The sequence below is a fragment of the Bacillus methanolicus genome (assembly GCF_028888695.1).
In the GTDB taxonomy this organism is placed as follows: Bacteria; Bacillota; Bacilli; order Bacillales; family Cytobacillaceae; genus Bacillus_Z; species Bacillus_Z methanolicus_B.
In genome coordinates this window covers 908762-921093 of record NZ_PNFF01000002.1, presented here as the reverse complement: position 1 = coordinate 921093, position 12332 = coordinate 908762, and the positions used below count along the sequence as shown (strand labels likewise).

Annotated in this window: 13 protein-coding genes, 1 tRNA gene and 1 riboswitch; of the genes, 3 read left to right on the top strand and 11 right to left on the bottom strand. The window is 40.9% G+C overall.

Annotated features, from left to right (window positions below):
* Window positions 1-379 precede the first annotated feature (379 nt).
* A complete protein-coding gene (gene plsY / locus C0966_RS16290) occupies window positions 380-997 on the top strand; it encodes a glycerol-3-phosphate 1-O-acyltransferase PlsY (protein WP_274856706.1) in 618 nt (205 codons plus the stop codon).
* 66 nt (window positions 998-1063) lie between these two features.
* Here plsY and C0966_RS18615 read toward each other — a convergent pair whose 3' ends face one another.
* Together C0966_RS18615 and C0966_RS18610 are read right to left on the bottom strand one after the other, a co-directional pair.
* Window positions 1064-1288, bottom strand: coding sequence for a nitronate monooxygenase (locus C0966_RS18615; RefSeq protein ID WP_342456744.1), 225 nt, complete (start codon window positions 1286-1288; stop codon window positions 1064-1066).
* Window positions 1251-1565: a nitronate monooxygenase gene (locus C0966_RS18610; RefSeq protein ID WP_342456743.1), complete on the bottom strand. Its 315-nt coding sequence runs from the start codon at window positions 1563-1565 to the stop codon at window positions 1251-1253. The genes C0966_RS18615 and C0966_RS18610 overlap by 38 nt, the downstream gene beginning before the upstream one ends.
* A 378-nt stretch (window positions 1566-1943) precedes the next feature.
* Here C0966_RS18610 and C0966_RS16280 point away from each other — a divergent pair, with 378 nt between their 5' ends.
* On the top strand, window positions 1944-2453 hold the full coding sequence (locus C0966_RS16280) for a MerR family transcriptional regulator (protein ID WP_274856705.1): 510 nt from the start codon (window positions 1944-1946) through the stop codon (window positions 2451-2453).
* 195 nt (window positions 2454-2648) lie between these two features.
* On the opposite strand, the gene C0966_RS16275 is transcribed toward C0966_RS16280, so the two are convergent.
* The 7 genes from C0966_RS16275 to gatC form a co-directional block, all read right to left on the bottom strand.
* Window positions 2649-2852, bottom strand: a complete 204-nt coding sequence (locus tag C0966_RS16275) for a hypothetical protein (protein ID WP_274856704.1) — start codon at window positions 2850-2852, stop codon at window positions 2649-2651.
* Complete coding sequence (thiC, locus tag C0966_RS16270; protein ID WP_274856703.1) at window positions 2830-4599, bottom strand: phosphomethylpyrimidine synthase ThiC; 1770 nt, start codon at window positions 4597-4599, stop codon at window positions 2830-2832. The genes C0966_RS16275 and thiC overlap by 23 nt, the downstream gene beginning before the upstream one ends.
* 83 nt (window positions 4600-4682) lie before the next feature.
* The gene (gene thiW / locus C0966_RS16265; protein WP_274856702.1) at window positions 4683-5204 is read right to left on the bottom strand and encodes an energy coupling factor transporter S component ThiW; all 522 of its coding nucleotides are present in this window, start codon (window positions 5202-5204) and stop codon (window positions 4683-4685) included.
* 112 nt (window positions 5205-5316) lie between these two features.
* Window positions 5317-5426, bottom strand: a riboswitch (TPP riboswitch).
* A gap of 234 nt (window positions 5427-5660) precedes the next feature.
* A tRNA-Pro gene (locus tag C0966_RS16260) sits at window positions 5661-5734 on the bottom strand.
* 365 nt (window positions 5735-6099) lie between these two features.
* Complete coding sequence (gene gatB / locus C0966_RS16255; RefSeq protein ID WP_274856701.1) at window positions 6100-7527, bottom strand: Asp-tRNA(Asn)/Glu-tRNA(Gln) amidotransferase subunit GatB; 1428 nt, start codon at window positions 7525-7527, stop codon at window positions 6100-6102.
* Window positions 7528-7539: 12 nt separating this feature from the next.
* On the bottom strand, window positions 7540-8997 hold the full coding sequence (gene gatA, locus C0966_RS16250; protein ID WP_274856700.1) for an Asp-tRNA(Asn)/Glu-tRNA(Gln) amidotransferase subunit GatA: 1458 nt from the start codon (window positions 8995-8997) through the stop codon (window positions 7540-7542).
* Window positions 8998-9009: 12 nt separating this feature from the next.
* Window positions 9010-9300, bottom strand: a complete 291-nt coding sequence (gene gatC, locus C0966_RS16245) for an Asp-tRNA(Asn)/Glu-tRNA(Gln) amidotransferase subunit GatC (protein WP_274856699.1) — start codon at window positions 9298-9300, stop codon at window positions 9010-9012.
* Between the two features lie 459 nt (window positions 9301-9759).
* Between gatC and C0966_RS16240 the strand changes: the two genes are divergently transcribed.
* A complete protein-coding gene (locus C0966_RS16240) occupies window positions 9760-10338 on the top strand; it encodes a DUF7010 family protein (protein ID WP_274856698.1) in 579 nt (192 codons plus the stop codon).
* A gap of 8 nt (window positions 10339-10346) precedes the next feature.
* Here C0966_RS16240 and C0966_RS16235 read toward each other — a convergent pair whose 3' ends face one another.
* On the bottom strand, window positions 10347-10799 hold the full coding sequence (locus tag C0966_RS16235; protein ID WP_274856697.1) for a YueI family protein: 453 nt from the start codon (window positions 10797-10799) through the stop codon (window positions 10347-10349).
* A gap of 224 nt (window positions 10800-11023) precedes the next feature.
* Window positions 11024-12310 (bottom strand): isocitrate lyase, encoded by a 1287-nt coding sequence (aceA, locus tag C0966_RS16230; RefSeq protein ID WP_274856696.1) that lies wholly within the window; start codon window positions 12308-12310, stop codon window positions 11024-11026.
* Window positions 12311-12332: the final 22 nt, after the last annotated feature.

The window sequence follows — 12332 nt, the reverse complement described above, 5'->3', positions numbered from 1 at the left end:
CATGCTGAACAGTATGGAAAGTATTTTTTAGAATATTACGATAAAAATATTATATGGTAAAATGAAGTTGAATACAATTAAGACAGGGTTTGTTCATCGTTTGTTTACGGGGGAGATCATATAGTTCTCTTAAGTTATGAAACGAATGATGGAATAGAGACGTCTTAAACAAAAAACGAGGCATAGGTTTTAAACTCCCAACCCTAGCATGGAACTATGTTTCATTTTAGAAGATAACCAACAAAATAAGGCGGTGTGAGCGAAGCCAGGCTCTAAATATTTGCAAATCTACATTTGTATCTTCCTGAAGTAGGTTGGCATTTCTATTTTTGTTAACGCAGCTCCGCCCCTTTCCACTGAAAGGGATGAGAAATAAATTATGACATGGTTTCTTTTTCTTTTAGCATATCTTTTGGGGTCCATCCCAACTGCTTTGTTTTTCGGCAAATATTTTTTCAAAATAGACATAAGGGAGCATGGAAGCAATAATCCCGGAGCAACAAATACATTGAGAGTATTGGGGAAAAAAGCTGCAATTGTGGTATTGCTCGTCGATGTCGGAAAAGGTGCGCTTGCTTCTTTGCTGCCTGCTATGTTTTCCGTCCAAATTGATCCTCTGTATTTTGGGCTAGTTGCAGTTATTGGCCATTGTTTCCCCGTTTTTGCCGGCTTTCGGGGCGGAAAGGCAATTGCGACTACCGCAGGGGTGCTTCTCGTTTCAAATATTTGGATGTTTGTGATTGCTTACACTTCTTTTTTTCTGGTGATCTCCCTTACAAAATATGTGTTTTTCGGTTCGATTTCAGTCGGTATATCTTTATTCATTTTTTCGTTAATTCAGCAGGATACATTCTATTCGATTGTTTTTGCACTTTTTACGATTTTTCTTATTTTCTTGCACCGCTCCAACATCCGGAACTTCATCAATAAAGAAGAACCAAAAATCAATGACAAACGAATAAAAAACGACAGAATCAATCCCCCTGCATCCCTTTGAGGGTCTTGCCCTCACTACAGTAAAGCGTTAACGCATTAACGCACTGCGGGCCAGACCCGCAGTGCATTAACGTGTTAAAGCATCTATGTCCTGCACGAGTTTTGCCATTAGTTTTGCTACGGTGGTTTGTTTTGCGAGACGCACCCCTTGGCCTGCCCAAAGGGACATATATTTTTTGTTATTTAAAGCGGCTGATTTTTTGCGGATCGTTCCAGTTAATGTATTTTGGATTGGGAACGGCGGAATCTGCTCCTCATAAGGCGCCATTTCTTCTATAAATATATTTTTCAATCCCCTTGCCAGCCGTCCTGAAAAAACTTTCGTCAACACTTAATGACGGAACGAACAAATTCACCCCGAACGGCTTTGAAGTTCGTTCGCGGACTTTAAGAATCTCATTTCGGATCTCCTCCGGCTTCATATAGCCCGCCCCGATGATTCCAAGACCCCCGTGATTGGAAGTTTCACTGATTAATTCTGCGGTCGTAATCCCTCCTGCCATTGGTGCCTGGAAAATCGGGTATTGAATGTTTAATAGTTTTGTAACTTGATTTTCATTCCATGCCACCGTCGGCCACCCCTTTCTCGTAAGAAAATTAGAAGTAATTTTTGTAAGACGGTCTTTCTACTTAAAAATATGTATTAAATTTCGATTCCCAAAATTAAATTCCTTTTTTTAAAATAGTTTTTTACATAATTATTGTGAATTCTTAAATAAAAGCTTACCTTTTGTTCTATTTTTTAAATGCATCAATGCGCCATTTGTAAAGTTCTTTTTATAAGGCTAATTTATTTAAGCATTCGATAACCTTCTCTTATTTATCGACATCCTTAAAAAAAAAATCGTAAGAAACCACTTTCTTTGCCGAATAAAAACTTGTTTTGTCAACCGGAAAGGAATTTCCAAAAGAACATCGAACTGTAAAATTAAAGAGGGGGGATCATGATGAATACAAGTGCTGTTGCAAAGTTATTAGGAGTTTCACAAAGCACGGTTCAGCGATGGGTGAAGCAGCTGAATCTTAAAATGGAACGAAATGAACTTGGACATTATGTGTTTACTGATGAAGATATTGAACTTTTAAAACAAGTTCATGAACAGCTCAAAAACGGTGTTCCTCTTCAAGATCTTGCCGTAACTGCAAAAAAAACACGCAAAGGTACGGCTAAGACATCAAATAATGATAGAGTAAACGAGGAACTAGTCAATAAAATAAATGATTTGGAAAGAAAACTTGATGATAAAGCAGATTCCGTCGTCTCCTATCAGCTTCTCCAGCACCGACGCGAAATCGAGGAACTGCAAAATGAAATAAAAAAACTGCATAAACGTATTGAACTTCTTGAGCAAAAGCATAGCGAGAAGAAAAAATCAGAAAACCTGCTTGTTTTTGATCAGTCTGGCCAAAAAAAGAAACAGAGAAAAAAATTTATCAGTATGCTGTTCGGATTTTAAGAGAGGCTGACCCCAGAAGAGCCTGGCACCCATAGTTATTAAATATTGAAACAATGTTTCTACAATATTTAATAACTGCTGACGGGAGCCGGGAACTTACGGGTCAGCCTTCTACTATAAAAAATAGTAGCACAGATCATGGCCGTGATCTGTGCTACTAATCTTAGTATGTTTTTAAGTCATTTTTTCTTACTTTTAATAATATTGAACATCAATTTTTTGACATTTTATGCATTTTCGAAAGCCCTCAAATTCAAGGAAAACATGTTTACAATTCTTTTGAATGAAGTGAATTTGCTGTTCTAGTTGATTAATATTTTCCTTGAGACGTTTCACCTCTTCCTGCAACTCTTCGACAACAAGAGATTCCCGATCTTTATTTATATATAACTGATCCATTATCGACAAACTCCTGTGCTTTTTCTTTCATTCCAGTCTTAATAAATTCATCTTCGGTCATGCCCTTTTCCTTTGCCATATTTCGAATATCCTGTGAAATCCGCATCGAACAGAACTTTGGACCGCACATTGAGCAGAAGTGAGCTGTTTTTGCTCCTTCGGCTGGAAGTGTTTCATCATGATACTCCCTCGCCCGATCAGGATCAAGAGATAGATTAAACTGGTCATTCCAGCGAAATTCAAAACGTGCTTTTGAAAGTGCGTCATCTCTTATGCGGGCACCAGGATGGCCTTTTGCTAAATCAGCTGCATGCGCCGCAATTTTATAAGCAATAACCCCTTCTCTTACATCATTTTTATTCGGCAAGCCTAAATGCTCTTTTGGCGTAACATAACAAAGCATCGCTGTGCCGAACCAGCCGATCATCGCCGCACCAATCGCTGATGTAATATGATCATATCCCGGTGCTATATCTGTTGTTAAAGGTCCCAATGTGTAGAATGGAGCTTCTTTGCAAATTTCCATTTGCTTATCCACATTCTCTTTTATAAGATGCATCGGTACATGTCCCGGGCCTTCAATCATTACTTGGACATCATGCTTCCACGCTATTTCAGTAAGCTCGCCTAACGTTTGAAGTTCTGCAAATTGCGCTTCATCATTTGCATCGGCAATTGAACCCGGTCTTAGACCATCTCCTAATGAGACGGAAATGTCGTACGCTTTTAAAATCTCACAAATCTCCTCAAAGTGAGTATACAAGAAATTTTCCTCGTGATGTGCCAAGCACCATTGAGCCATAATCGATCCTCCGCGGGAAACAATCCCGGTTGTCCGTTTTGCAGTCAGAGGAATATAGCGAAGTAAAACTCCGGCATGTATCGTAAAGTAGTCAACACCTTGCTCCGCCTGCTCAATTAATGTGTCCCGGTAAACTTCCCATGTCAGATCTTCGGCCACGCCTTTCACTTTTTCAAGTGCTTGATAAATTGGCACTGTTCCGACTGGAACCGGAGAGTTTCGAATAATCCATTCCCTTGTTGTATGTATGTTTTTTCCTGTCGATAAATCCATGATCGTATCGGCACCCCAGCGGACGGCCCAAGTCATTTTTTCAACTTCTTCTGAAATTGACGAGGATACAGCCGAATTCCCAATATTCGCATTAATTTTCACATGAAAATTGCGCCCAATAATCATTGGCTCGGCCTCAGGATGATTAATATTTGCCGGAATGATTGCTCTTCCCCTAGCTACCTCACTGCGGACAAATTCAGGATCGAGCTGTTCTCTGATCGCAATGAACTCCATCTCAGGGGTAATGATTCCCTTTTTTGCATAATGCATTTGCGTGACATTGCGCCCTTTTTTCGCTCTCAGCGGACGGTTGTTCGTATTTGGAAAAACCTCGATCTTCCGGTTTGCTTCTTCTTCGCTGCGGTAGCCATTGTCCTCAGGCTTAACAGATCTGCCTTGATATTCCTCAACATCTCCTCTTTCCAAAATCCACTTTCTGCGAAGCTTTGGAAGCCCTTTTTTCAAATCAACCTCATAATTCGGATCAGTGTATGGACCACTTGTATCATACACACGCACAGGCTTATTTTCCTCTTTTCCAAACATGGATTCTGTCGGGCTGAGCGAGATTTCCCGCATCGGGACCTGAATATCAGGTCTTGATCCTTCCACATACACTTTTTTGCTTCCCGGAAAAGTATACATCATTTGAGTAAAATCGTTTGTCATATAATAGTTCCTCCTCAAAATTGAATATTTATTTGATACATGCGGCTTTAAAGAGCTGATATGGTGCAAATTTGTCTAAATATTCAAATCCTGTTATGAAAAGATGTCTTTTCAAGTAACTTCTCTTTTGCCGCAGTATTTCTCAAAAAAACAGTCAGAATGACATAACCGATAAAAGCACCTGATAAGGAGCTGACCATAAACGAAGGAATGAATCCAAATATTGTTGCTTCTTTTCCCAGTAAAAGGACTGCAATCGGATATGAAGCAAGAGCACCCAACAAACCTGTTCCGGTGACTTCACCAACAAAAGCCATAGATGTCTTTTTCGTCTTTGAAAATAAATATGCTGCCAAAAAGGCCCCGATCATACTCCCCGGAAACGCAAAAACGGAGCCGGTTCCCATTAGATTTCTTAAAATGGATACGCAAAGCGCCTGAGCCACTGCGTAATACGGACCTAATAAAACTGCTGACAAAACATTAATAAAATGCTGCATTGGAAAAACTTTGGCAAATCCTATCGGGATAAAAAACATGTGGCTTGTCAGTGTACCAATCGTAATCATCATGGCAGTTAACGTAAGCTTCTGTGTTTTTTTCACAAAAAAATCCCTCCAATGTTCAGGCACTGGGGGATAGGGAATACCATGCAAATATTCATTATCGCCGGAGTCAAAAAAAGCAGACTCCAACGGAAGGAATCTGCTTTTGTATGACTAAGTCAATACACTTCCCTACGCTGGTACTAACCAGATCAGGTAAAAGGGTCAAAGATTCGGATCTTTATCTCAGCCGGCCATTCTCCGGCACCCCTAGTGCCAATTATATTATTGTCATAGTTTAATATATCACAGTCATTGATGATTGCAAGGACTTTTTTGATTTTTTTCTCCCTTTCGAAAATTCTATTTAATTAAGAGAAGACAAAAAAGAGGCTGACCCTTTATGGGTCTGGCCCCTCCGACAATGACAATATGTAGAATGTTTTTTAGTGAGGGGGCTGATCCTTTGCTTCTGAATCAGCCCCCCCTTTGATAATAACTCTTGAATATTAAAAATCGGGATAACAGGATTCGAACCTGCGACCCCTAGCACCCCATGCTAGTGCTCTACCAAGCTGAGCTATATCCCGACGGCACATATATTTTACTATATTCACTCGGTATGTGCCAATATCCTTTTTCTACACCATTCTTCAAAAAACGATGAACAAATTATTAATCAAACGTTTGATTAATTTTCGAAAGAGTGCATGAATATCATACATTTTTCCCGGGAAATAGATGCGGAAATTGTCAAATGCTGCTAAGCTCATTTCGACAAAAACAGTGCCGACCAGAAGACCGATCTTAATCTGCTAAAAATTAAAAAGAGGCTATCTCAAAAGCCTAGGGTCAGACCCTATACCACAATATATAGGACATAATGTTGGATAAATGTGCTATATATCGATAAATGCACATGAGGTCTGACCCTTATAAGACAGCCTCTACAGAATTATAGCTTTTGCAATTCTTGATTTAATAATTTATTGACCAACGGCGGATTGGCTTGTCCTTTTGTCGCTTTCATTACCTGGCCGACAAGGAAGCCGATCGCTTTACCCTTCCCATTTTTAAAGTCTTGTACTGATTGTGGGTTCGCCTCAATGACTTCTGCAATAATTTTTAGAAGCGCTCCTTCGTCGGAAATCTGAACAAGTCCTTTTTCTTTGACAATTTGCTCTGCATCTCCGCCATTTTCAATTAACTCTTTAAATACTGTTTTGGCGATTTTCGAAGAAATTGTGCCATTTTCGATCAGCTTAATCATGCCCGCGAGGCTTTCAGGCGTTAAAGACACTTCGTGAAGCTCTTTTTGTTCCGCATTTAAGTAAGCAGACACCTCTCCCATCATCCAGTTGGATGCTTGTTTTGGATCTGCACCGGCTTTGACAGTCGCCTCAAAGAAGTCAGCCATTTCTTTTGTTACTGTTAAAACAGCAGCATCATAAGCAGGCAGTCCAAGTTCTTCGATGTAGCGTTTTTTCCGCTGATCAGGCAGCTCAGGAATTTCTGCTCTTACGCGTTCTTTCCACTCTTCATCAATATACAATTCCACAAGATCAGGCTCCGGGAAGTAGCGATAGTCATCCGAACCTTCTTTCACACGCATTAAAATCGTCGTATTTGTCGCTTCATCATACCGGCGCGTTTCCTGCTGAATCGTTCCGCCTGCAAGCACCACTTCCCGCTGGCGTTTTTCTTCATACTCCAAACCCTTTCGGACGAAATTAAAAGAGTTTAAGTTTTTCAACTCGGTTTTTGTTCCGAATTCTTTTTGGCCAACCGGGCGGATTGATATATTTGCATCACAGCGTAGGGAACCCTCTTCCATTTTACAATCAGACACACCCGTATATTGGATGATTGATTTTAATTTTTCAAGATAGGCATACGCTTCGTCAGGAGTACGGATATCCGGCTCCGAAACAATTTCAATTAACGGCGTGCCCTGGCGATTTAAATCTACAAGGGAATAGCCGTTTTCGTGGTTTAATTTCCCTGCATCTTCCTCTAAATGTAGGCGGGTAATTCCAATTTTTTTCTTTTTCCCGTCCACTTCGATTTCAATCCAGCCGTTTTTGCCGATCGGCTTATCGAATTGGGAAATCTGATATGCCTTCGGATTATCCGGATAAAAATAGTTTTTGCGGTCAAACTTCGTTTCTGTTGCCACTTCACAGTTTAGTGCCATGGCCGCTTTCATCGCATACTCGACAGCCTTTTTATTCAAAACAGGCAGTACGCCCGGATATCCGAGTTCAATAACAGAAGTATTTGTGTTAGGTTCAGCGCCAAATTGGTTCGGGCTTGCCGAAAAGATTTTGGAATCAGTTTTTAATTCTACGTGTACTTCAAGGCCTATCACTGTTTCAAATTTCATTCTTCTCACCCCTTACAACTGTGGTTTTTGTTTATGAAAATCAGTTGCCTGTTCGAACGCATGGGCAACACGATATACGGTGCTTTCATCAAAATGTTTGCCGATAATTTGCAGGCCAAGCGGCAAGCCATTTGCAAAGCCGCAAGGAATAGAGATTGCCGGAACACCTGCAAGATTGACAGGAATCGTTAAAATATCGTTTGCATACATCGTTAACGGATCATCCACTTGTTCCCCGATTTTAAAGGCCGGTGTCGGAGTAGTCGGTCCGATAATTACATCATATTTTTCAAAGACATCTTCAAAGTCTTTTTTAATAAGCGTACGCACTTTTTGCGCTTTTTTGTAATAAGCATCATAATATCCCGAACTTAAAGCAAACGTACCGAGCATGATTCGCCGCTTGACTTCATCGCCAAAGCCTTCAGCACGAGTCTTTTTGTACATATCAATCAAGTTCTCCGCATTTGGAGTCCGGTATCCGTAACGGACGCCGTCAAATCGAGCAAGGTTGGCGGATGCTTCTGAAGAAGAAAGCAAATAATAAGTAGCCAGTGCATATTTTGAATGCGGAAGGGAAACTTCTTCCCATACAGCGCCTAATTTTTCAAGCACCTTTAACGCATCAAGGACAGACTGGCGTACTTCCTCTCGCACCCCTTCTCCGAGGTATTCTTTTGGAACTGCAATTTTTAACCCTTTAATATCATCTGTCAGTGCGTCCACAAAGTTCGGCACATCCACATTCGCTGATGTGGAATCCATTGGATCAATACCTGAAATCGCCTGTAATAAATATGCATTATCTTCAACATTTCGGGTGATCGGCCCGATTTGATCAAGAGAAGACGCAAACGCAACGAGGCCGAAGCGCGAAACGCGTCCATATGTCGGTTTTAGTCCTACTACACCGCAAAACGCTGCCGGCTGGCGAATGGATCCTCCTGTATCAGAACCTAAAGAAAAAAGCACTTCGCCTGCTGCGACAGAGGCCGCTGAGCCGCCGGATGACCCTCCAGGCACCGTTTCCAAATTCCATGGATTGCGTGTTTTTTGAAAAGCGGAGTTTTCAGTAGAAGAACCCATCGCAAATTCGTCCATGTTCAACTTTCCGATTGTGATGGTTTCTGCTTGATGTAATTTTTTCATGACCGTTGCGTCATAAATAGGATCAAAGTTTTCGAGAATTTTGCTTGCACACGTAGTTCGCAAATTTTTCGTAACGATATTGTCTTTTATTCCGATTGGCATGCCAAACAGCAATCCTTTTGATTCATCTGCACCTAGCTTTTCGTCCATTTTTCTGGCAGCAGCACGGGCATTTTCTTCATCCAATGTTAAGAATGCCTGCACCTTATTCTCAACCGTGCTGATTCGTTTGTACGATTCATCAACAAGGTCGGAAACGCTGATTTCTTTTTTATGTAAAAGCTCATGGAGCTCTGAAACTTTATGATCAAATAAGCTCACTTTTATCCCTCCTTATTCTAATATGGACGGTACTTTGAATTGTCCTTTCTCATGTTCCGGAGCATTTTTTAATACTTCTTCCTGTGGAAGTCCTTTCTCAGGCTTGTCCTCGCGCAGCACATTTTTCATTTCCAGAACGTGCGAAGTTGGTTTTACGTCTTCCGTATTAAGCTCATTTAATTGCTCAGCAAACGAAATAATTGCGTCCAGCTGTTTCGTAAATTTTTCAGCTTCTTCTTCTGTAATCGCAAGTCTTGCCAGATGGGCGACATGCTTCACCTGGTCTTTTGAAATCCTTGACATGCTAGTCACCTCCGAATGTTTCCTTTTCACTCAAATAATATGATCATATCAGACTTTAGCGCTTTAGAGCAAGATTGTTTGAAACTCTTTCCTGCAATTTTCAAAAATGAAGAAAGGTTCAAAACATCATATCTTTCGTTATTTTAACATGAATTTAATCAAGTTCTTACTGTTTGACTGCTCTTTTTCCATATTTCGAATGAACATGAAAATCGCGTTTTCGCATTAACTCCGCCCATAGCTTCACACTGTCCATTTGCAATCGCACAGCCTAAACAGTTTGTTTTCATCAGTAAATGTGATGGTCCGCATGTTTATTGTTGCTGAAAAACTTTTTAAATTCAGAAAAAATATACTGTCGCTTGGAAGAAACATTTCTTATAATTAAGTCAGTATGTAAGAAAATTCCGGTTTGATAAAGACGTGCGTAAAGATATTTTGAAAAAAGGAGAAGATTTCATGAGTATTGAAAAATTGCATGAAGATCTATCAATACGTGCGAAAAAAGGAGTCCCTATGTTTTATGCGGGCATTTTCTTCTGGCTGGCAGCCGGCATTTCCGGGTTTCTTTTTCCACAAAATATCCTTATTTGGATATATGTTTACGGTATCGGGCTGATCCTGCCGCTCGGATTTGCAATCGCGAAACTGCTTAAGATTGACTTTTTAGCAAAGGATAATCCTCTTTCTACAGTCGGAGGCCTGGTCGGAGGGGTGCAAATATTCTTTATCCCTGTCGTTATTCTTGTCATGATGAATGAACCCCAATGGATTCCGTTTATTATCGGCATCCTTGCAGGGGCACATTTTTTCCCGTATGTTTGGATTTATAAAAGCAATGCCTATTTATTTCAAACGGTTGCTCAAGTCGCAGCATCAACCGTGATCGGTTATATTTACATGGCTGAAGCTTATAAAATTTTGCCGTTTGTTTTAATAGTTGTTTACTCGATAACGGCGTTCCGTTTGAATAAAGAAGTAGAAAATCTATCCCGTACCGGTATGCAAAACAGATCGGGAGTGTCAACGAACCAGTAGCATCCGCTCTATCCTTTTTTAAAAACGTTTCTGAAAACGGACAGCAGGCCTTTTTTGCTTTTTCCTTTTTGGGACTGCTGCTTTTCCTCTTTCTGCTTCGAAAGATAAATATCTTCCTTATCGATTGCATGATCATAGGCAAGTACAAGGCCAATTTCTGTGTCATGGTCTTTATTTGCCACGATTGTAGACTCAATTTTGTATTTTTTTGCCACTTTTATATATTTGGACAAATGGGAATAATCCATATTCCCGTTTAAGTAGAGGTGGGCTTTCGGGTTTTCCATCATTAAAGTCTCAGCTTCTTTATAAATCCCGTTTTCTCTCACTTGCTGTTGTGTAAGGGCAACGACAATCCTTTCTCTCAGTGTGCCTAAAAATTTTCGCCGTTCATCCGGTTTGGTTTCTTTCGGGCCATGAATCCCCTGCTGGATATAATCATCAACATTTTGTTTCGGCAACACCAATTCCTCCTTTACCATAAGGCTACTATCTTTGTATGTAACATACCCAAAAAAAAGTGCATTCTCATCGTATCCATCAAGAGCAAAAAAATCCTCCTTTACCACTTTAAAGCGGTGCGGGTCTGGCCCGCTGTGCTTTAAAGTGGTAAAGAAGGTAAAGAATTTGGGAGAAATTTAGGTGAAATTAAGGTGAAAAATCATGGCAATAAAAGGTATAGCTATTACTTTGCTGCGACGGTGAACTGTTCTTCTTCTGTTGAGCCTTTCAAAGCAGTTGTTGAAGCTTTTCCGCCTGAGATCACCATTGCAACTTCATCGAAGTAGCCTGTTCCGACTTCACGCTGGTGTCTTGTAGCAGTGTAGCCGTACTTTTCGCTTGCAAACTCCGCTTGCTGCAGTTCTGAGTAAGCTGCCATTCCACGATCTTTGTAGCCTCTTGCTAGTTCGAACATGCTGTGGTTCAAAGTATGGAATCCTGCAAGTGTAACGAATTGGAACTTGTAGCCCATTTTTCCAAGTTCAACCTGGAATTTCGCGATTGTTTCATCATCAAGCTTTTTCTTCCAGTTGAATGATGGCGAGCAGTTGTAAGCTAACAGTTTACCAGGGAACTTCTCATGAATCGCTTCCGCAAAACGTCTTGCTTCCTCTAAATTTGGCTCAGATGTTTCGCACCAGATCATATCAGCATACGGTGCATACGCCAATCCGCGGGCAATCGCTTGATCTAAACCGGCTTTTGTGCGGAAGAATCCTTCTTCTGTACGCTCTCCGGTAATGAACGGAGCATCGTACGGATCCACATCACTTGTTACCATATCCGCTGCGTTCGCATCCGTGCGGGCAATTAATACAGTTGGTACACCCATTACGTCAGCTGCGAGGCGGGCTGCAATCAAGTTTTTCACTGCAGTTTGTGTTGGAAGCAATACTTTTCCGCCAAGGTGTCCGCATTTCTTTTCTGAAGAAAGCTGATCTTCGAAGTGTACTCCGGCAGCTCCGGCTTCAATCATCGCTTTCATCAATTCAAACACGTTCAGCTGGCCGCCGAAGCCTGCTTCCGCATCGGCTACAATCGGAGCAAACCAATCAATTGAATTGTCTCCTTCAGAATGATGGATTTGGTCAGCGCGCTGCAGAGCCTGATTAATACGCTTTACTACTTGCGGCACACTGTTTGCCGGATATAAGCTTTGGTCAGGGTACATATGTCCAGCAAGGTTTGCATCAGCTGCAACTTGCCAGCCGCTTAAGTAAATAGCTTTCAAACCTGCTTTTACTTGCTGAACAGCCTGATTACCTGTAAGCGCGCCAAGTGCATTAATAAAATCTTCTTCATTTACAAGCTTCCAAAGTTTTTCCGCTCCGCGGCGTGCCAGTGTATACTCAATGTCAATTGATCCTCGTAATTTGATTACATCTTCTGCTGAATAAGGACGGGTAATTCCTTTCCAGCGAGAATCCTTTTCCCAGCTTTCCTGCAATTGTTGTACTCTAGAATCTGTCATGTTTAATATCCTCCTTAAAATT